The organism is Streptomyces sp. NPDC030814 (assembly GCF_055572155.1).
The window spans coordinates 82,938-101,860 of the sequence record NZ_JBVIDX010000029.1 but is presented as its reverse complement, the minus strand read 5'-3'; the positions used below and the strand labels follow the sequence as shown (position 1 = coordinate 101,860).

Below are 18,923 nucleotides of genomic sequence, written 5' to 3'. Positions count from 1 at the left end.
GCTGTCCCGTAATCCCCGGCGGGCGCACGACGCCGGCTACGGCACCTCGCCGCGTTGTCGGAACGCCCGCATACATCCCGTATGCGGACGCCCCTGCGCCTTGCGATGCTCCCCCACTGCCTGAACGGCGTGGGAGGCAGCATCCGACGCCGTGCGCTGATCCACCGCGGATCACGGGACAGCCCTTAGGATCCGCCGTCGAGCGGTCGCAGGAAGCGGCGCTCGTACCGCTTGATACAGCGGGTGTCACGGGCCAGTTGGAACGCTTCCCGGCACTCCGGGTCGGACATGCTGTCCGTGCGGTACTGCTCGTACACGGCCAGGCTGGGAAAGGAGAACAGGGCGTAGGCGATGTCGCTGTCACCCTCACTCGGCAGGAAGTAGCCGTGGTGCGTCCCGCCGAAACGGTTGACGAGCCGGATCCAGCGGCGACCGTACTCCTCGAAGTCCTCCAGCTTGTCGGGGTCGATCTCGTACTTCAGATGAACAGTGATCATGTCCGTATGATGCCGTGCGGCAGTCCTGAGCACCCCATGGCGGGGGAGGGCGGAGCGGAGGACGGGCTCCGGCCTGCGTGAACGCTCCCCTTGGGGGCGTCGCTCACGGGTGGTTGCTGCCCCAGGGGTTCGGCGTGGTGGGAGGGGCCGTCATGCTCTCTCCGTTCGCGCGGCATGATTCCGGTTCCGATGGGGGGAGCAGCCGGTAGGCGGCGATCCGGTCGGTTCTGAACCTCACCTCCGCGGTGCCGGGAATCAGGTGGCCGATGTCCTCGGGCAGTTCGCTCTCGGTCAGGGGCTCGCCCACGTACACCGCCATGAGGACGCCGGTGCAGCCGCCGCGTTCCCCGGCGGAAAGCCCGGCGGGGAAGCCGATGCTTCGTTCGTCACCGCCACTGGTGGCCAGCCGCATGTGCTGTCCGGGCCTCGTCTCCGTGCCCGCTGCGGTGGCGCTGAGCTTCCAGAACTCGACCTCCACCGCTATCGGCTCACACAGCAACCCCCCGTTGCCGGCGGCACGCGGGTGCATCACGACAGCCTCGTCGCCGCGCGCGGACCCGGGAAACGAGACGGTGGGGCGCAGCCATTCCGCCCGCTGCTCGGCCGTCCAGTCGCCGTTCTCGCGGCAACCACCGGCGTGCGCGGTGTCGGAGGTTCCCGAGCAACCGGCGGTCAGCAGCGTGGCGGCCGTTGCCAGTGACGTCAATGACCGGTGTGCGAGATGGGTCCTGGACATGGGCTTCCTCGGTCGGAGCGGGCGAGGCGCGGAGACCTCACGGGGTCGGGGAGCAGTCTTCGGGGCCGTTCCGACGACCAGGGGCCGGAAAGGGCCATGTGGCCGACTTGTGATCAGTGGGCGGGGTCCGGGCCCGGCGGAGCCCCGGCAGTCCGTCTCACGGGAGGGGCCCTGACCGGACTGCGGTCGGACTACTTGCCGGTACAGGTGCGGTCGATCGGCTGTCTGTCGCCTGATCTGCCAACTGGTTGAACGTTTGTCATCCGTTGCCCACGATTCTCCTGTCGAGTGCCCGAAGGCACGGCTTCGGGCCACGCGGAAGAAGCGAGTCGAGCATGGTGTGTGTCCGTCCGGCCCTGGCGCAGTTGCCCGCCTATGTGCCGGGTCGCAAGCTCCCGGGTGCGGCCGCCCTGGCCAGCAACGAGTCCCCGTACGGGATGCTGCCGGGAGTGGTGGGAAGGCTCGGGGAGCTGGCCGGTGGTGTGTCGAGGTATCCGGACATGAGCGCGGCCTCTCTCGTGGTGGCCCTGGCCGAGCATCACGGCGTCGATCCGGAGCGGATCGCGGTCGGCGCCGGTTCCTCGGAGGTCTGCGCACAGTTGCTGCACTCGGTCGTCGGCCCCGGTGACGAAGTCGTCTTCGGGTGGCGGTCCTTCGAGGCCTATCCGATTCTCACGGCGGTGGCGGGCGGCAGGGCGGTGCAGATCCCGCTTCGCGAGCACGCGCTGGACCTCGACGCCATGGCCGAGGCGATCAACGGCCGGACCCGACTGGTCTTCGTCTGCAACCCCAACAACCCCACCTCCACCGCGGTCGGCGCGCGGGCGTTGCGCGACTTCGCGGACCGGGTGCCCGACGAGGTACTGATCGTCGTGGACGAGGCCTATCGGGAGTACGCCGATCCGGCCCTGGTCCCCGATGCGCTCGACCTGCTCGGCGACCGGCCGAACGTGGTGGTGTTGCGGACCTTCTCCAAGGCGTACGGCTTGGCGGGCCTGAGGGTCGGCTACTGCGTGGCACCGAAGGAGATCGCCGCCACGGTGCGCAAGACGCAGGTGCCGTTCAGCGTCAGCGCGCTCGCCCAGGAGGCCGCCGTCGTCGCTCTGGGTGAGCGCGCGGAGGTCGCCCGCCGCGCCGCGCTCACGGTCGCCGAGCGGGAACGGGTGACGGGGCGGCTGCGTGCGCTCGGCTTCGAAGTGCCGGACTCCCAGGCCAACTTCGTGTGGCTGCAGCTCGCCGGCGCCGGCGCCGACTTCGCCCTGCACTGCCTCAGCGGCAAAGTGGTCGTCCGCCCGTTCCTCGGCGAAGGCGTCCGGGTGACCATCGGCCTGCCGGAGGAGAACGACGCCCTGCTCGCGCTCGCAGCGACCTGGAGAGGCTGAGGCCGTGCGCCCCGGTCCCTACGAGCGGCATCGCGACCTGCTCCAACAGGCGGTACGGGCCGTCACAGCCGGTGAACGCTGCGCGTCCTTCACGGAGACGACATGGAGCGGCGCCACCAGCACGGGCATGCGCTCGCCCCGGACGGCGGCGAAGGTCTTCGGTTCCCTGCTGGGCCGTGCCTTCGACCTGGACCAGCCCGGTGAGCTCGGCCGGCTGGCCACGGAGTCCTCTCCGTACGGCACGGTCATGGACATCGGCTACCCGCGGTGCGACCCCGCGGTCCTGGTGGCGGCGGCGCGACGGGCGACCGCCGAATGGCGGGTCGCCGGGCTCCACCACCGGGCGGGGCTGGCGGTGGAGATGCTGCGACGGCTGAACACACGCAGCCACGAGCTGGCCCTCGCCGTGCACCACACCACCGGTCAGCCGCCTCCGGCGGCGTTCCGGGCCGCCGGACCGAGCGCCCAGGACCGGGCCCTGGAGGCGGTCGCGATCGCCTTCGCCGAGTCGGAGCGCGCCCCTGCGGACCGGCGCTGGGGGAAGACCCGCCGCCGGGGGCAGTCGCTGCCGGTGTGCGGCACCAGCACCCTGGTCCCGCGCGGGGTGTCGCTTCTCATCGGTTGTCCCGACTACCCCCTCTGGAACGGGTATCCGGGCCTGTTCACCAGCCTGGTGACCGGGAACCCCGCGATCGTGGCTCCGCATCCACGCTCCGTGCTGCCCCTGGCGATCACCGTGCGCATCGCCCGCGAGGTGCTGGTGGAAGCCGGCCACGACCCGGACATCGTGACCCTGGCGGTGGCCGCACCCGGGGAGCGCCTGCACCAGCGGCTGGCCATGGACCCCGCGGTGCGGATCGTCGACTTCACCGGGTCGGCACGCTTCGCCGACTGGCTGGAGCGGCACGCCCACCAGGCCGCCGTGTTCGCGACCCGGACCGGGCTGAACACCGTGATCGTCGACTCCACCGACGACTACCGGGGACTGCTGCGCGGCCTCGCCCTCGCCCTGTGCCGGTGCAGCGGCACGGTCCGCACCACGCCGCAGAACATCCTGGTTCCGGCGTCGGGCTTCGACACCGACGAGGGCGCCAAGAGCCTGCGGGAGTTCGGTGCCGACCTCGGCGAGGCCGTGGACCGGCTGCTCGCTCATCCAGCGCGGGTGGCGAGGCTGGTGGGCGCGCTCGCGGGCGAAGAAGTCCGGGCGGCGCTCGCGGAGGCCGGGCGGTACGGCCCGGTGGTGCACGCGTCGCAGCCGCTGTGCCTTCCGGGTCGCCCCGTCGTCGATGTGCGCAGCCCGCTCATCGTCCGGCTCGGGGCGGAGAACGAGCGCGTCTACACCCGGGAGTGGCCGGGGCCGGTGGCGTTCCTGGTGAGCACCGAGTCGACCGCGCACAGCCTTGCCGTGTTCCGCGGCACCGTCGGCCGCCACGGCGCGCTGTACGCCGCGGTGCACTCGGCCGATCCACTGGTGCTGGCGGCCGCCGAGACGGCAGCGCTCGACGCCGGGGTGCATCTGGTGCAGAACGTCGCCGACGACCTCCCCGGCGATCCGTCCTCGGCCGTCGCCGACCTCCCCGGTACGGGTGCCCACTTCGTCACCGGGCGGTTCCGGGTGCTGCGGTCGCGGCACGCCTCCGTGCCGGCCACGGTCACGGCCGGGGATCGGGGGCCCGCCGGTGCGCTGCTCGACGTCTGACCGGAACGGCCGGTCGGCGGAAGGATCGGCACAGGCATCGGCATCGGCTGCGGCATCGTCGTCGGCGGGGAGGGCCACCGCGGTACGACGGGCGGGGCCCGGGCGTCGGGCCCATGGTCAGGCGGTCCAGTCGGCCCCCGGGCCGCGTACCTCGTCGAAGACCAGCCAGGTACGGGTCGAGCGCACCCCGGCGATCGCCTGGATGCGCTCCAGCACGATGTTGCGCAGCGCCTCGTTGTCCGGTGTCCGGACCAGCACCAGGACGTCGAAGTCGCCCCCGACGAGGGCGACGTGCTCGACGTACGGGATCTCACGCAGATCGCGTGAGATGTCGCGCCAGGCGTTCTGCTCGATGGTCACCGTCACGTACGCGCTCGTGCCGAGGCCCGCCCGCTTCGGGTTCAGGCACGCGGTGAAGCCGCTGATCACCTCCTCGGCGAGCAGCCTGCCGATCCGCGTGTAGGCGTTGGCGCGCGAGATGTGGACCTGTTCGGCCAGCGAGCGGACCGACACCCGGCCGTCTTCGAGGAGCCTGCTCAGGATCTGCCGGTCGATGCCGTCGAGTGTGGCGGCAGTTCGTCCGGACACAGGGGCCGACGTCGAGTCCTTCTCAGACATTCTGCGCTCCCATGTGACCCGTTTCGGCAGTTCGTCGCCGGTTCTTTCGAAGCATTGAACACTTATTTCGTAGTAGCGACCATTCCCTTGTCAAGTGTCCAGAGAAAGTGAGCGCCCTCCATGTCCGTGAAGAGCCTCCGACAGACGGTCCAGGGCCTCCTGCCGTCGTTGACGCCGGTTCGGTTCGTGGCCGAGGACGGCACTCCGGCCAAGCCGCCGGCCGGATACACCGAGCCCCCGGCCGATCTGCTGCGCGCGGCGTACCGGCACATGGTCCTGGGGCGCCGGTTCGACACGCAGGCGACCGCGCTGACGAAGCAGGGACGGCTCGCCGTCTATCCGTCCAGCCGGGGCCAGGACGCCTGCCAGGTCGGCGCCGTGCTCGCGCTGCGCCCGACCGACTGGCTCTTTCCGACCTACCGGGACTCCGTCGCCCTGGTCACCCGTGGCATCGACCCCCTGGAGGTGCTGACGCTGCTGCGCGGCGACTGGCACTGCGGATACGACCCTGCCGCCACCCGCACCGCACCGCAGTGCACCCCGCTGGCCACCCAGGTACTGCACGCCACCGGCATGGCGGAGTCCCTGCGCCGCAAGGGCGAGGACGGCGTGGCGATGGCGCTGGTCGGCGACGGCGCCACCAGCGAGGGCGACTTCCATGAGGCACTGAACTTCGCGGCCGTCTTCCGCGCGCCGGTGGTCTTCTTCGTGCAGAACAACAAGTACGCGATCTCCGTGCCGCTGGCCCGGCAGACCGCGGCGCCCGCCCTCGCCTACAAGGGCATCGGCTACGGGGTGCGCTCCGAGCAGGTCGACGGCAACGACCTCGTCGCGGTCCTGGCGGTGCTGACCGCCGCCGTCGAACACGCGCGCGCCGGGCACGGTCCCTTCCTGGTGGAGGCGCACACCTACCGCATGGACGCACACACCAACGCCGACGACGCGACCCGCTACCGGGACGACGAGGAAGTCGAGCGATGGGGCGCCGCCGACCCGCTCAGCCGCCTGGAGGCCTACCTGCGAGCCCGCGGGGCGCTCACCGACGAGGACGTCGCGGCGGTGCGGGAGCAGGCGGAGACCATGGCCGCGGGGCTGCGCGCGGGCATGAACGCGGAGTCCGTTCCCGACCCGCTGGAGCTCTTCGACCACGTCTATGCCGAACCGACCCCGCAACTGCGCCAACAACGCGCCCTGTTGGCGGCCGAACTGGCAGAGGCCACCGAATCCACCGAACCCACCGAATCCGCCGAATCCGCCGAATCCGCCGAATCCGCCGGATCCACCACGCCGCAGACTCAGGAGGGCTGATCCGCCATGGCGAAGGTCACGATGGCGCAGGCGCTGAACACCGCGCTGCGGGACGCGTTGCACGAGGACGAGCGCGTACTCGTCTTCGGCGAGGACGTCGGCCCGCTGGGCGGCGTCTTCCGCATCACCGACGGGCTGACCCGCGACTTCGGCGAGCAGCGGTGCTTCGACACCCCGCTCGCCGAGGCCGGCATCGTGGGACTGGCCGTCGGCATGGCCATGGGCGGCTTCCGGCCCGTGGTGGAGATGCAGTTCGACGCCTTCGCGTACCCGGCGTTCGAGCAGATCGCCTCGCACGTCGCCAAGCTGCGCAACCGGACCCGGGGGCGGCTCACGCTGCCGATGGTGATCCGCGTCCCGTACGCGGGCGGCATCGGCGGAGTCGAGCACCACTGCGACTCCAGCGAGGCGTACTACGCGCACACTCCGGGACTGAAGGTCGTCACCCCGGCGACGGCCGAGGACGCTTACTGGCTGCTGCGGGACGCCGTGGCCGACCCCGACCCGGTGGTCTTCCTGGAGCCGAAGAAGCTGTACTGGTCGAGGGAGGACACCGACCTGGAGCGGCGCGGAGCCCTGCCGTTCGGGCGGGCGGCGATCCGGCGGGAGGGCCGCGACGCCACGGTCGTCGCATACGGGCCGTCGGTTCCCGTGGCCCTTGCGGCCGCGGAAGCGGCGGCGACCGAGGGCGTCGAACTCGAGGTCGTGGACCTGCGGACCGTGGTGCCCTTCGACGACGAGACGGTGAGCGCGTCGGTACGCCGGACCGGGCGCTGCCTGGTCGTGCAGGAGGCGCAGGGCTTCGCCGGTGTCGGGGCGGAGATCGCCGCACGCGTGCAGGAACGCTGCTTCCACTCGCTGGCCGCACCTGTTCTGAGGGTCTCCGGGTTCGACATCCCGTATCCGCCGCCCAAGCTCGAGCACGCCCATCTGCCCGGTGTCGACCGGATCCTCGACGCCGTCGACCGTCTCCAGTTCGACGACGAGCCGGACACCCGGCATCTGCTGAAGGGAGCGGTCGCATGACCACCGCAATGCTCCGGGAGCAGCTGTTCCGGCTGCCCGACCTCGGCGAAGGACTGACCGAGGCCGAGATCATCGAGTGGAAGGTCGCGGTCGGCGACACTGTGACGATCGACCAGATCGTCATCGAGGTCGAGACCGCCAAGGCCGCGGTCGAGGTGCCGGTCCCGTACGCGGGCACCGTGCTTCGACTGCACGCGGAGGCCGGCACGGCGCTGGCAGTGGGGGAACCGCTGATCACGGTGGGTGCCGGAGCCCCCGGGGGGGCCGGAGGCACGGGCGAGGGCTCGGGCGTTGCGTCGCCCGGCGGGTCCGCCGCCGAATCCGCGTCGGCCGGGGCCGCCGCGGAGCGATACCGCGAGGAGGAGCAGGCCGGGTCCGGCAACGTCCTGATCGGCTACGGCACCGGCCACGGTCCGGCTCCGCGTCGCCGCCGCCGTCGACGCGCCGGTGTGGCCACGGCAGGCGGTCCGGGTGCCGAGGCAGCGCAGCCCACCGGGCCGCACGCCCCCCGGGTCATCTCGCCCCTCGTACGGCGGATGGCACGGGAACAAGGGATCGACATCGCCGGATTGACGCCCTCCGGTCCCGCAGGCGTCGTTCTCAGACGAGACGTGGAGCAGGCTCTCGCTCGCGTCCGGCAGACGGCGGGGCATTCCGGTGCCGCACCGGTCGCTCCCGCTCACCGGCCGTCGGCGAACCCCACCGTCGCACCGCAAGGGCGGCCGGAGTCGGACGGTCCCCAGCGCATCCCGCTCCGCGGAGTGCGCCGTGCCGTGGCGGACAAGCTCTCCCGCAGCCGGACCGAGATCCCCGACGCCACCACCTGGGTCGATGTGGACGCGACCGGGCTGCTCCAGGCCAAGAAGGCGCTGGAGGCCACCCAACCCGGCCGCCGCATCGGGCTCATGGCCCTGCTGGCGCGCATCTGCGTCGCCGGACTGAGCCGCTACCCGGAGCTTAACTCCACGGTGGACACCGAACGGCGGGAGATCGTCCGCTACAGCGAGGTGCACCTCGGCTTCGCCGCACAGACCGAGCGCGGCCTGGTCGTCCCCGTCGTCCGTGACGCCCAACTCATGACGACCGTACAACTGGCATCCGAACTGGCCCGGTTGACCGAGCTCGCCCGCAACGGAAGCCTGCCGCCCGATCGTCTGACGGGTGGGACCTTCACCCTCAACAACTACGGCGTGTTCGGTGTCGACGGATCCACGCCCATCATCAACCACCCGGAGGCCGCACTCCTCGGGGCGGGACGCATCGTGGACAAACCGTGGGTGGTGGACGGTGCCCTGGCCGTCCGCAAGGTCATGCAGCTCTCCTTCAGCTTCGACCACCGAGTCTGCGACGGCGGTGTGGCGGGCGGGTTCCTGCGCTATGTGGCCGACTGCGTGGAACGCCCGGCGATCCTGCTCGCCGACGTCTGATCCCACCCTGTTCCCCGCCGACGTCTGATCCCACCCTGTTCCCCTGCGTCAGCCCTGGGCGCCCCGCACCACACCCACTCACCTACCGAACGTTCGGCCTGGAGTTTCTCGTGACCACCGACCACAACCCCGACTTCTTCGTCCGCCACACGGAACTGCTCCACCAGGCGGTGGCGCGTACCGCCGACCGCGGCTACTGGACGCCGTACCCCGAAACCCCCAGCGCCTCCGCGTACGGAGCCGGTGCACCCGAGCTGGGCGAGGCCGCCTTCCGCGGCCTCCTCAACCACCCCTTCGCCCTTGAAGGCCACCCCACCACCGGCACCGTCCCCGCCGGCGAGGTTTCGCCCTACGGCTTTTCGCTCGGCGTCAGCTACCCGTACCTGGTACCCGAGGTGGCCGTCGCGACGGCCAAGGCCGCCGCAGTGGCATGGCGCTCCGCAAGCCCCGACACCCGGGCCGGCGTCGCGGCTGAGATCCTCGCCCGGCTGAACACGGCGAGCTTCGAGATCGCGCACGCCGTCCAGCACACCACCGGCCAGCCCTTCATGATGGCGTTCCAGGCCGGCGGCCCGCACGCCCAGGACCGCGGTCTGGAAGCGGTGGCGTACGCCTGGGCGGAGCAGAAGCGGCAGGTCGGCGCGGCGCGCTGGAGCAAGCCGCAGCGCAAGGGCGGGCCGCTGGTGATGGACAAGACGTACACGCCTGTGGGACGGGGCGTGTCCCTACTGATCGCCTGCAACACCTTCCCCACCTGGAACGGCTACCCGGGCCTGTTCGCCAGCCTGGTCACCGGCAACCCAGTGATCGTCAAGCCGCACCGCAAGGCCGTACTGCCCCTGGCGATCACGGTACGGGTGGCCCGCGAGGTCCTCGCGGAGGCCGGTTTCGACCCGGATGTGGTGCTGCTCGCCGCCTCGCGTGCGGACGAGCGCCCCGCGCCCGCCCTGGCCACCCATCCCGACGTGCGCATCGTGGACTTCACCGGCTCGAAGGAGTTCGGCGACTGGCTGGAGGCCAACGCCCGCCAAGCCGTCGTCCACACCGAGAAGGCCGGGCTGAACACCGTGGTCGTGGACTCCACGGACGACTACGCGGGACTGCTGCGCAATCTCGCCTTCTCCCTGTCGCTCTACAGCGGCCAGATGTGCACCACCCCGCAGAACATTCTCGTACCCCGCGACGGCTTCCCGACGGACCAGGGGCCCCGCACGGCCGACGAGTTCGCCGCCGACCTGGGCGCCGCCCTGGACAAGCTGCTCGGTGATCCGGCGCGCGCGGCCGCCACCCTCGGGGCCATCGTCAACGACGGGGTGCTCAGGCGCCTCGACGAGGCGACGGGGCTGGGCAGGACCGCTCACCCGTCGAAGAGCGTCACCCACCCCGAGTTCGCCGAAGCGGTCGTCCGCACCCCTCTGGTGGCACGGCTCGACGCCGAAGCCGACGAGGAGACCTTCACCAGCGAATGGTTCGGGCCGGTCTCCTTCGTCATCGGCACCGACTCCACCGCGCACAGTCTGCGGGTGCTCCACGACACCGTGCGCCGGCACGGTGCGCTGACCGCCTCCGTGTACGCCACCGGCGAGGCCGCACTGGACGCCGCGCGCACGACGGCCCTGGAGGCGGGCGTGCATCTGTCGGAGAACCTGACCGGCGGAGTCTTCGTCAACCAGTCCGCCGCGTTCAGCGACTTCCACGGCACGGCGGCCAACCCCGCCGCCAACGCAGCCCTCACCGACCCGGCCTTCGTCACCGGACGCTTCTCGGTTCTCCAGTCCCGCCGGCACGCGCCCACCCCCGCAGACGAGAACTCCCTGGGCTGACAAGGCGTCCCTGATCGACGGGGCTCGCAGCCGCAGGGCCCTTACTGCGGGGATCGGCTTCCGTACGGGCGGATGACCTGCCCGTACTTGTGGTCTGCGAGGCGGCGCGGTGGTCGGGGACCCCTGGCCGAGCCGTGGACGAGGTGATCCGCGGAGCGGCCAACCCAGGCCGGTGAGGACCACTGGGACGTGGCCACTCACGGGGCGCGGCAGGGGCCGTCGCCGACGGCGCCGCCATCGCCGAACTGCGCACCCGAGGCCGTGAGGACGCCCTCCAGGGCAGCAGGCTGCCTGCCCACCATGGCCGCCGTGGACGGTTGGGCGCTGGGCGGAGGCGCTGATCAGGCGTTCGCCTGCCGCACTGAGATGATGCCCGGCGCCTTCCGCCAGACCCGCCCGTGAGGTCCGCGAAGCCATGAACGACTGACCCATCGCAACGCCGGCCGTGCACCCCGGCACACCGCCGGGGCGCGCGGTCTTCCGACCCCGCGGAAGTCCCTGATGTACCTGCTCCCTTGATGGTCACCGAGTAGCCCCGCGTTCGCAGCGCGGGTCGGGAAGGCACGCCCGCGCCCAGCGTAGTCACCGACGACGGCTCCTTCCGGTCGGGCTCCCTGATCGAGGAGATCGTCCGCGAGGGCGCCAGGCGGATGCTCACTGCCGCGCTGCAGTGAGTGCGCTGGTCCGGTGGCCGGCTACGGGGCTGCGGCGGTCTGCGGGCGAAGCGACGTTTGTACCTGTGACGCCCCTGAACGGGGGCCGGGTCATGCGGGGTATCGGTGGGGGAGAGAGCCGCAAGGCGGCGGGCGTCCATGCGCGGACCGACATCAAGGTCGCCTCCGCCTGCCGACGTTCGGAGCCACCGGCGGTTTCTGAGGTCCGCGGAAGGTCAGTCCGTGACGACGAGCAGCTCGTTCCGGCCGCTGCGCCATCGGATGGTGACAGCTCCGTCGGCGACCGCGACGTCCAGTACGGTGCGGGAGTCGACCCGCTCGGGTGCGGTCAGCTCCGGCAGCCGCAGAGTATGTAGCGGGCGTCCGGTGTCCGCGTCGAGGACGAGCAGGTCGGCACCGGTGAGGGTGTCGGCGTCCCCGTATCGGAAATCCTGTTGGCGGACGACGTACACGCGGCCGTCGGCGATCGCGGGCTCGCCGAACGCCTGGCGGGACGGAGCACGTAGCGTCCACAGCGGGTGTCCGTCCGCGAGGTCGTAGGCACTCAGCAGAGTGTTCGACTCGATGTCGTAGATCTCCGGGTCGAGGTAGGAGACCAGGAGTCCGTCGCCCGCGACGGTCGCCCAGGTCTCCCTCACCCGGACCTCGCCCCGCTCGGAGACCCCGGCGCGGTTCACGTCGAGCAGGTCGACGCGCGGGATGAGCCGGTCCGGGTCGAGAGCGACCAGGGTGTCCTCGTCGCCGCCGACCACGTCGTCCGCCCGGGAAGGCCGCTCCCACAGCAGGGCGCCGGTACGGTCGTCGACGCCGAGCAGGAGTTCGGTGCTCTTCTCGACGTCGGGCGTGGTCGAGGGCGGGCCGACGTCCTTCTTCGGTGCGCTCAGCGTGTCGCAGCTGATTCGGATCACGGTCAGGTGATCCGGGAACGCGTACGTCGACAGGATGGGTGTTTCGTCGCAGGAGCGGCGTGGCTTCACGGTCCACAGGGTGCGGCCGTGGCGCTCGGAGAGGGCGCGCAGGCTGCCGCGGACGTCGATGACGACCTGGCCGCGGCCCACGGTCCCGGTCGCGGGGCGACGGCTCTTGGCCCACGGAATCCGGGTGTGCCACAGCGGTCTGCCCGTCCGCAGGTCGACGGCGGTGAGCTTCCGGTCGGGGAACCAGATGACGACGGTGCGTTCCGACGCCTGGAGCCACGCCCCCGTGACGGTCGTGTCCCGGCGCTCATAACGCCAGTACCACTTGCCGGTCCGCAGGTTCACCGCCCGCACACCGGAGTCCGTCGACCGCAGGCCCAGTCCGTGCACCAGGACCTCGTCGCCCGTCGTACGCCGGATGACATGCTCGGGCGCGGCCTGGGCGTCGGCCCTGAGCGCGGGAGGGAAGGCGCCCCGCGCGCCGGTCACCAGGTCGGGCTTCTTCTCGGTGGCCGCCGACCGGGCGTACCACTGCGCCAACTGCGACAGCAGGACGACCGCGGCGCCGAAGGCCACGACGAGCAACAGCGTGTCACGGGCCGAGCGGCCGATGCGCACGGGCGCCACCCCACGAATCACCGCAGCCCCCAACCGGCAGCGCGCCTGATCACCACGACCGGCGGATGAGGGATCCTGCATCACACACGCACCGCCCGGCAACCCCCGGAGCACATGTCCTTGCGAGGAGAACCGGCGAACACTTCGAATCCCAGCCGGCCGCGACCTACCTGATCCGTATACGCCGGCGAAAACGATGAACGTGTTCCCTGGACAAGTCCCCTCGGTGGGTCGTTCGTGAGGGCGTTGGCAGGCACGCCGATCAGGGCCTCCGTGGTGACCCGCACCGCGTACCTCCGCCGCGACCGCACGCCCCCGCGACCACACGCCCCCGTGACAGGACTCCTCCAGCCGTTTGAAGCAAGCTCCATCACCGTCATGGTCATCTTCGCCAAGCGCGTCGCCCACCTCGCCGAAGACACCGCCGTGGTCGACCCCGACGGCGAGACGGCCGTCCAGCGGGTCACCGGCGAGCCGTTCTTCGCCTCCTCCAACGACCTCGTCGGCCGGTTCGACTACGCCGGCTACCCGGAAAAGGTCGTCATCACCTGTCCGCCGACCACATCTGGGACGCCTCCTCCGTTGCCGACCTTGACGCGATCGAGACCACGTACGCCCAGCGCGACAAGACCGTGGAGATCAACGGGCCTGAACGACCCCGGTGCCCACCTGCACGGCAAGCTCAGCGGCGAACTCGCCGCCGGCCACTGACGCACGGACCGGCCCGCCCGTCGCCGGCACCCGCCACCAGGGGGCGGCGGCGGTCGGCTGCCGTGTACAGCGTCCCTCCGCTCGCCCGGGGCTGGGCACGAACGCCGGCACGCCGATGGGGCGACTCGTTGCGCCGCCCGCAGGTGTACGCACCGCCGGGGGCGGCCAGCGCATGGGCCACAGGCGTGAGAACTCCGCGGCCGACCCATGCCCGGACGGTCACGTCCACCGGTACCGGTTGCTCAGCCTCGCCTTCAAGGGCGCCTCACGACTTGGACCGGGCGTCCCGACGTTGGCCGTTTCCCCGCTATCGTTCTTGCTCCGTGCCCACCGGCGCCGGCCCTGGCGGCCGTCCAGGCGCGCGGACGGGGCGACGTCACGCAGGGACGCCGAGCGGCGGGTGCTCGAGCACGCGGGGCTTGTACTCGACCAGCTGGATACGGCCGTCGAAGGTGCGGTGTTCGATCATCTCGAGGGCAACGTCCGGATAGCCGTCATAGATGCGTTCTTCGCCCGTGGCCCCGGTGATCACCGGGAACATCACGACCCGGAAGCGGTCGACGAGTCCGGCTCGCAGCAGGGACCGGCACAGGCTGAGACTGCCGATCGTGCTGAGGAGCCCCGAGCCACTCGACTTCATGGCGCGGACCGCCTCGACGGCGTCGTCGCGGACGAGCGTGGAGTTGGCCCACGTCAGTGGCTCCTCGAGTGAGGAGGAGAACACCACCTTGGACGCTTGCGTGAGCGCGTCGACGGACGCCTCTTCCTCGGGCCTGAGCTCGTCTTGGCCATTCGGGACCTCGCCTGCGGCGAAGCCCGACATCAGGCGGTAGGTGTTCGCTCCCATCAGGTAGGTGGCCTCGGGCTGCTCGCCGAGCCATGCGAGGTACTCCGGGCCCTCGAGGCCCCAGAACCCGGGCCATCCCTCTGCCGATGCGTGGCCGTCGAGGGAGGTGATGAAGTCGACGAGGAGCTCCGACAAGGCGGTGTCCTTTCGTAGGGTGTCACTAGCTTGGACCGGTCGGGAGCCACAAACTCATCGGCCGCGCCGTGGACCAACGAGACAACTCCCGCTATGGCCTGCCTCCCGATCACAGCGGCGTGCCCGATCACAGGGCGGCACGGCTCGAAAGACTGTGCTCGTGGCGTTCTTTCTGCACCTCGTGTGTGCGACTTTCGCCGGCAACGGGTCGACTGCGAGCGACCTCGCAAGCAGCGGGCCGCAACCGCACTACTTGACCGCGGCACCCGCCGTCTGCAGGAACCGCACCACCAGACTTGTAGGGGCAGTGTCGGCGGTGTGATCAGCGCGTCCTCCCAGGGCGGGGAGTTCCCGGGGGCGGTCGATGTCGCGTACCCGTTGAGACCACCGGGGCCCGCCACTGCGCGGGCCTTTGCCGTTCCCCCTCACTCTCGTGTGTCACAGAACGATCGCGAAGTCTTCACATCATCCACACATCAACTAGATTCGCCCCCCACGCACAAAAGCACGCCATGGGGGGCGAGATGAACCAGCAGTACCCGCAACAGCCGGGACCGGGGGGACCGCAACAGCCTGGGTGGGGACAGCAGCCGCAGTACCCGCAGCAACAGCCCGTATGGGGCGGACCGCCCCCGCCGCCGAAGAAGACCCCCGTCGGCATGATCGTCGGCCTCGGATGCCTCGGCGTCGTCGTCCTCTTCGTTCTCATCGGCGTCGTCGGCGCCATCGCCGGAGACGGCTCCAGCAACACCAGCAAGGGCACCTCCGTCACCGCCGACAAGGACACCAAGAAGGACGCCGAGGCCGAGAAGAAGGACGACGAGCCCGCGGCCGAGGAAGATCCGACCGAAGAGGCAACCAAGGAAGAGGCCGAGGAAGAGCCCAAGAAGAAGGCCAAGAAGCCGGTCGTCACCTTCAAGGTCTGGGGCACCGCCCCCGCCGGCGTTCTCGGCCCCCTCGACATCACCTACGGCTCCGACAGCGACACCCGCAAGGGCAAGTTCAGCAACGGCAAGTTCACGGCCACCCTCCCCCTCGACGAGGACGCGCTGTACTTCAGCGTCATGGCGCAACTCCAGGGCGAGGGCGACATCAACTGCTCGATCACCGTCGACGGCCACACCGAGAAGGCACACGCGGCCGGCGGGTACAACATCTGCCATGCCCAGGCCAACGCCGGTCTCCTCGGAGGCTGGGACTGACCCAGCCGGCCGGCCACGACCCACGGACGCTTGGACCAAGCCTGGGGACCGGCCACCACGCTCACCGTAGGGAGCGGCCGGCTTTGGGGTCATCTCATTTTGCGAGTCTGTGCGACGATTCCTCGGCCAGTGGGAATCCATGAGCGGTGGCGAAAGGCCGATGTAGTACGTCAATCTCGCGCAGGCCGGCGACCTGTCAGGGTTCCTGGACCCGGCTAGCCACCTGAGGCACCCACCAACGATCGCCGGTGACCTGCCGCCAGGGGCCCGGGGCTTTCGCCACGGACACGGACCACTAGGCGGAGGTCGAGTTCCAGCACAACTGCTGGAAGCATGACCAGGACTTGCTGATCCGCTAATTCTCCGCGAACGACATCAGGAGCGGTGCCGTGTATGACTTGTGGATCGGTTGACGGTCAGCCGCGGACGGGGTTGCGCGGGCCGTTTGCGGCGGTCCGAGCGTGCAGGTCGTTCGTCCCGTCCACGGCGTCGGGGTTGAGGTAGTGGTGCAGCTCCAGCCACGCGTCCTCGGCGAGGGCGTCGGCGACATGGTCGGCGTGGGACAGGTGTGGGGAGTGCCCGGAGGGGACGCGGAGGGTGTGGGCGGCACGCGCTGCCCACTGTTCCTGTACGGCGGGCGGCAGTGCCGGATCCTCGGTCGCCACGACGTACGTGAGGGGGACCTTCGTGGGTGCGGCGCCCAGCCTCTCGGTGAAGGCGCGCATGCCCTGCCAGTTGAGGCGTTCGACAGCCTCGGCGGTCAGGGCGGGGTCCACGCCGCTGAAGATGGACTGCTCCGCGTCCGCTGCCTTGACGGCCAGGCCGTCGGGGGAGTGGATCCAGGTGGGCGGGAAGTCGCCGCCCATCCACTCCAGCATCGAGGTTCCGGGTTCGAGTGCGAACGCGGCGAGGTAGACGAGTTCGGCGACCCGGTCCGCTTCTGCGGCAGCCCAGGTGGCGGGGGACACCGCCGTAGGAGTGGGCGGCCAGCACGACGGGCCCTTCAGCGGCTTGGATCGCGGCGCGGACCACGTCGACGTCCTCGGTCAGCCCTCGGGCTTCGGTGCTGTCGGGGTTGCTGCTGGGCAGCTGCACGGCGCGGGAGGTGACGCCGGGGGCGGTGAGCCGCTCGCGCAGCGGTTCGAAGATCCACGGGGTGTGCATCGCCCCGTGGACCAGCACGACGGTCGCGTTCATCGGGTAAGTCCTTACGTCCTTGAGGTGGCGCGGGAGGTCAGTCGGTCATCGCGTCGCTGACGAGCGCGGTGTCGACGAACTGCTCGAAGCGGACGATCAGGCCGCCGCGGACGGTGAAGTGGTGGGCGACGCGGACGTCGATCGGTTTGCCGGTGGCCTTGTTGGTGGCGGTGTATCGGGCCAGGACGACGACGTTCTCGCCGTCGACGACGTAGGTGTCGTCGTGGGCAGTCCAGTCCTCCCAGTCCTGGCCGAGCTTCTCCATTACGTTGGACGTGACGCCTTCGGGGGTGCGGTAGGTGCCGGCGAGGGGGAAGCCGGCCATCTCGGTCCACTCGACGTCGGGGGCGAGGGTGGCGCGCAGTGCCTTCAGGTCGCCGGCCGCCGAGGCCAGGTACTGGCGGCGTACGACGTCGGCGGGGGCGGTGGAGGTGGCGAAATCGGTGCGGTCGTGCGTCATGGTGCTCAGCCCCACTTCATCTCGCCCTTGGCGACCTTCGCACCGATCTGGGCGGCGATCAGCATGCCGTTGTCCGGGTAGCGCTTGACCAGCGCGTCGGTCAGGGCGGCGCCGTCGGCTGCCTTGCCGAGCTCCTCCTCGAAGGCGAGGAGATAGTCGCGGGTGGCGGTGATGGCGGAGGCGTCGGCGGGCGTGCCGGGCAGGCGGTGGCCGGGCACGACCAGTTCCGGCTCGAGGGCGGCCATCTCGTCCAGGAGGTCGATCCAGGCGGCGCGGTCGGCGGGGGTGGCGGTGTCGGCGACCCAGACGTGCTCCTGCTGGAACAGCAGGACGCCGCCGAGGATCGCCTTGTGCTCGGCCTGCCACAAGTAGTGCCGGTCGGGCAGGCCGGCCGGGCCGCCCTTCAGCTCGAAGCGGTGGCCCTCCAGGGTGAGCTCGCCCGTCAGGGGCTCCAGGTCGACCAGACGGGTGGGCAGGTTCGGGCCGAGGGCAGCCCACGCCTTGAGCTTGCCCTCGTAGGAGTGCCGGATGTGCTCGATGACGATCGGGGTGGCGACGAAGCGCGCCTGCGGGAAGGCGTCGGCGAGCACTTCGGCGCCGAAGTAGAAGTCGGGGTCGCCGTGGGAGATGAAGACGGTGGTCAGCTTCTTGCCGGAGTCGAGGATCTCGGCGGCCAGGCGGTGGCCGTCGGCGCGGGTGAAGGCGGCGTCGACCAGCAGGGCCTCGTGCTCGCTGGTGACCAGGGTGGCGGTCTTGTTCTTGGTGCCGGCCGGGAAGTCCAGGTCGAGGACCTTGAAGGAAAGGGTGCTCATGGCTGCCTCCTTGGGAGCTCTGGGGCTTACGCGGACGGGGCTGTGGGGACGGGGGTGCAGGTCAGACGGTGTGGGCGGCCGTGAACGCGAGACGACGCTCGACCTCGTCCGCGGTGGCGTGGCCGCGGGCCAGGGTGGTCACGCGCTCGCCGTCGACGGCGAGGAGCGTGGGGAAGCCTTCGACGCCCAGCTCGGCGGCGCGCGCGAAGTCGGCCTCGCCCGCAGCCCGGGCTGCGGGCGCTTCGAAAGCGGCGGCGACGGCGACCGCGTCCAGCCCGGTCTGCTCGGCGATCTTCCGGTAGGTGGCCGTCTCGGACAGGCTGCGGCCGTCGAGATAGAAGGCCCGTTGGGCAGCGGCAGCCAGTTCCACCGCCCGCGCGGGAGCGACCTGGCGCAGGGCGGCCACGCCGCGGGCGGCGGCCTCGGAGTCCATCACGAACGAGCCGTCGGCGATCAGCCGCTCGTATGCCTCGCCGAACTCCGCGCCGGTCAACTCACGGATCTTGGTATTGGCGCCCTGGACATAGCCGAACTCCCGGATCGGTACCCGGCGCTCTGCGGTGAACAGGCCGCCGGAGACCACGTCTACTGGGAGCTCGGGATGCCGGGAGGCCACTTCGCGCAGCGTCGGGGAGAATCCGTGTGACCAGCCGCAGTAGGCGTCGAAAACGTAGATGAGCTTCATCGAGGACCTCGGCAGAACGGTGCGGTGCCCGCTGATGCGAGCCTTTCACCTGACACAACAGTATCTGATAAGTCAGGTATTTCGGTCGATGGAGTGGCGGCCATCACACACTGGTGCCCACCTCCGCGGATCCTGCGCCGCCCGCCGCA

At 70.7% G+C, this 18,923-nt stretch carries 16 protein-coding genes and 3 pseudogenes; 10 read left to right on the top strand and 9 right to left on the bottom strand.

Going from position 1 to position 18,923, the window contains the following annotated elements:
- Positions 1 to 185: 185 nt before the first annotated feature.
- Together ACZ43N_RS37075 and ACZ43N_RS37070 are read right to left on the bottom strand one after the other, a co-directional pair.
- Positions 186 to 497 (bottom strand): NIPSNAP family protein, encoded by a 312-nt coding sequence (locus ACZ43N_RS37075; protein ID WP_468103510.1) that lies wholly within the window; start codon positions 495 to 497, stop codon positions 186 to 188.
- A gap of 103 nt (positions 498 to 600) precedes the next feature.
- The gene (locus ACZ43N_RS37070) at positions 601 to 1,233 is read right to left on the bottom strand and encodes a hypothetical protein (protein ID WP_468103508.1); all 633 of its coding nucleotides are present in this window, start codon (positions 1,231 to 1,233) and stop codon (positions 601 to 603) included.
- 335 nt (positions 1,234 to 1,568) lie between these two features.
- Here ACZ43N_RS37070 and hisC point away from each other — a divergent pair, with 335 nt between their 5' ends.
- The gene (hisC, locus tag ACZ43N_RS37065) at positions 1,569 to 2,615 is read left to right on the top strand and encodes a histidinol-phosphate transaminase (RefSeq protein ID WP_468103507.1); all 1,047 of its coding nucleotides are present in this window, start codon (positions 1,569 to 1,571) and stop codon (positions 2,613 to 2,615) included.
- 4 nt (positions 2,616 to 2,619) lie between these two features.
- Positions 2,620 to 4,314: an aldehyde dehydrogenase family protein gene (locus ACZ43N_RS37060; RefSeq protein WP_468103505.1), complete on the top strand. Its 1,695-nt coding sequence runs from the start codon at positions 2,620 to 2,622 to the stop codon at positions 4,312 to 4,314.
- A gap of 117 nt (positions 4,315 to 4,431) precedes the next feature.
- Here the strand turns inward: ACZ43N_RS37060 and ACZ43N_RS37055 are convergent, their stop codons facing one another.
- Positions 4,432 to 4,932: an Lrp/AsnC family transcriptional regulator gene (locus tag ACZ43N_RS37055; RefSeq protein WP_468103504.1), complete on the bottom strand. Its 501-nt coding sequence runs from the start codon at positions 4,930 to 4,932 to the stop codon at positions 4,432 to 4,434.
- A 120-nt stretch (positions 4,933 to 5,052) separates the two neighbouring features.
- Here ACZ43N_RS37055 and pdhA point away from each other — a divergent pair, with 120 nt between their 5' ends.
- The 6 genes and pseudogenes from pdhA to ACZ43N_RS37025 all read left to right on the top strand — a co-directional run.
- Positions 5,053 to 6,240, top strand: a complete 1,188-nt coding sequence (pdhA, locus tag ACZ43N_RS37050) for a pyruvate dehydrogenase (acetyl-transferring) E1 component subunit alpha (RefSeq protein ID WP_468103502.1) — start codon at positions 5,053 to 5,055, stop codon at positions 6,238 to 6,240.
- A gap of 6 nt (positions 6,241 to 6,246) precedes the next feature.
- Positions 6,247 to 7,266 (top strand): alpha-ketoacid dehydrogenase subunit beta, encoded by a 1,020-nt coding sequence (locus tag ACZ43N_RS37045; protein ID WP_468103500.1) that lies wholly within the window; start codon positions 6,247 to 6,249, stop codon positions 7,264 to 7,266.
- Complete coding sequence (locus tag ACZ43N_RS37040) at positions 7,263 to 8,693, top strand: dihydrolipoamide acetyltransferase family protein (RefSeq protein WP_468103499.1); 1,431 nt, start codon at positions 7,263 to 7,265, stop codon at positions 8,691 to 8,693. Before ACZ43N_RS37045 ends, ACZ43N_RS37040 begins: the two co-directional genes overlap by 4 nt.
- Before the next feature lie 110 nt (positions 8,694 to 8,803).
- Positions 8,804 to 10,516 (top strand): phenylacetic acid degradation protein PaaN, encoded by a 1,713-nt coding sequence (gene paaN, locus ACZ43N_RS37035; protein WP_468103497.1) that lies wholly within the window; start codon positions 8,804 to 8,806, stop codon positions 10,514 to 10,516.
- A gap of 10 nt (positions 10,517 to 10,526) precedes the next feature.
- Positions 10,527 to 10,711 (top strand): annotated as a pseudogene (locus tag ACZ43N_RS37030) (3-oxoadipyl-CoA thiolase); the annotation flags it as partial.
- Positions 10,712 to 10,719: 8 nt separating this feature from the next.
- Positions 10,720 to 10,873: pseudogene (locus tag ACZ43N_RS37025) on the top strand (enoyl-CoA hydratase/isomerase family protein); the annotation flags it as partial.
- Between the two features lie 532 nt (positions 10,874 to 11,405).
- On the opposite strand, the gene ACZ43N_RS37020 reads toward ACZ43N_RS37025, so the two are convergent.
- On the bottom strand, positions 11,406 to 12,725 hold the full coding sequence (locus ACZ43N_RS37020) for an outer membrane protein assembly factor BamB family protein (RefSeq protein ID WP_468103495.1): 1,320 nt from the start codon (positions 12,723 to 12,725) through the stop codon (positions 11,406 to 11,408).
- A gap of 366 nt (positions 12,726 to 13,091) precedes the next feature.
- On the opposite strand from ACZ43N_RS37020, the pseudogene ACZ43N_RS37015 reads away from it, so the two are divergent.
- Positions 13,092 to 13,436, top strand: a pseudogene (locus ACZ43N_RS37015) (SulP family inorganic anion transporter); the annotation flags it as partial.
- 376 nt (positions 13,437 to 13,812) lie between these two features.
- Here ACZ43N_RS37015 and ACZ43N_RS37010 read toward each other — a convergent pair.
- The gene (locus ACZ43N_RS37010) at positions 13,813 to 14,418 is read right to left on the bottom strand and encodes a dihydrofolate reductase family protein (protein ID WP_468103494.1); all 606 of its coding nucleotides are present in this window, start codon (positions 14,416 to 14,418) and stop codon (positions 13,813 to 13,815) included.
- A gap of 524 nt (positions 14,419 to 14,942) precedes the next feature.
- On the opposite strand from ACZ43N_RS37010, the gene ACZ43N_RS37005 reads away from it, so the two are divergent.
- Positions 14,943 to 15,620, top strand: coding sequence for a hypothetical protein (locus ACZ43N_RS37005; protein ID WP_468103493.1), 678 nt, complete (start codon positions 14,943 to 14,945; stop codon positions 15,618 to 15,620).
- A 416-nt stretch (positions 15,621 to 16,036) separates the two neighbouring features.
- Here ACZ43N_RS37005 and ACZ43N_RS37000 read toward each other — a convergent pair whose 3' ends face one another.
- The 4 genes from ACZ43N_RS37000 to ACZ43N_RS36985 all read right to left on the bottom strand — a co-directional run bounded on the left by ACZ43N_RS37000 (position 16,037) and on the right by ACZ43N_RS36985 (position 18,774).
- Entirely contained in the window at positions 16,037 to 16,588 is a 552-nt protein-coding gene (locus tag ACZ43N_RS37000; RefSeq protein ID WP_468103491.1) for an alpha/beta fold hydrolase, read from the bottom strand.
- Positions 16,589 to 16,854: 266 nt separating this feature from the next.
- Positions 16,855 to 17,277: a nuclear transport factor 2 family protein gene (locus tag ACZ43N_RS36995; protein WP_468103489.1), complete on the bottom strand. Its 423-nt coding sequence runs from the start codon at positions 17,275 to 17,277 to the stop codon at positions 16,855 to 16,857.
- A 5-nt stretch (positions 17,278 to 17,282) separates the two neighbouring features.
- A complete protein-coding gene (locus ACZ43N_RS36990; protein WP_468103488.1) occupies positions 17,283 to 18,089 on the bottom strand; it encodes an MBL fold metallo-hydrolase in 807 nt (268 codons plus the stop codon).
- Positions 18,090 to 18,150: 61 nt separating this feature from the next.
- Entirely contained in the window at positions 18,151 to 18,774 is a 624-nt protein-coding gene (locus ACZ43N_RS36985; protein ID WP_468103486.1) for a DsbA family protein, read from the bottom strand.
- Positions 18,775 to 18,923: the final 149 nt, after the last annotated feature.

Coding starts and splice junctions, on each gene's coding strand:
- ACZ43N_RS37045 (WP_468103500.1), top strand. CDS start 6,247: ATGGCGAAGGTCACGATGGCGCAGGCGCTGAACACCGCGCTGCGGGAC.
- ACZ43N_RS37005 (WP_468103493.1), top strand. CDS start 14,943: ATGAACCAGCAGTACCCGCAACAGCCGGGACCGGGGGGACCGCAACAG.
- pdhA (WP_468103502.1), top strand. CDS start 5,053: ATGTCCGTGAAGAGCCTCCGACAGACGGTCCAGGGCCTCCTGCCGTCG.
- ACZ43N_RS37075 (WP_468103510.1), bottom strand. CDS start 497: ATGATCACTGTTCATCTGAAGTACGAGATCGACCCCGACAAGCTGGAG.
- ACZ43N_RS36990 (WP_468103488.1), bottom strand. CDS start 18,089: ATGAGCACCCTTTCCTTCAAGGTCCTCGACCTGGACTTCCCGGCCGGC.
- ACZ43N_RS37070 (WP_468103508.1), bottom strand. CDS start 1,233: ATGTCCAGGACCCATCTCGCACACCGGTCATTGACGTCACTGGCAACG.
- ACZ43N_RS37040 (WP_468103499.1), top strand. CDS start 7,263: ATGACCACCGCAATGCTCCGGGAGCAGCTGTTCCGGCTGCCCGACCTC.
- ACZ43N_RS36995 (WP_468103489.1), bottom strand. CDS start 17,277: ATGACGCACGACCGCACCGATTTCGCCACCTCCACCGCCCCCGCCGAC.
- hisC (WP_468103507.1), top strand. CDS start 1,569: ATGGTGTGTGTCCGTCCGGCCCTGGCGCAGTTGCCCGCCTATGTGCCG.
- ACZ43N_RS37055 (WP_468103504.1), bottom strand. CDS start 4,932: ATGTCTGAGAAGGACTCGACGTCGGCCCCTGTGTCCGGACGAACTGCC.
- ACZ43N_RS36985 (WP_468103486.1), bottom strand. CDS start 18,774: ATGAAGCTCATCTACGTTTTCGACGCCTACTGCGGCTGGTCACACGGA.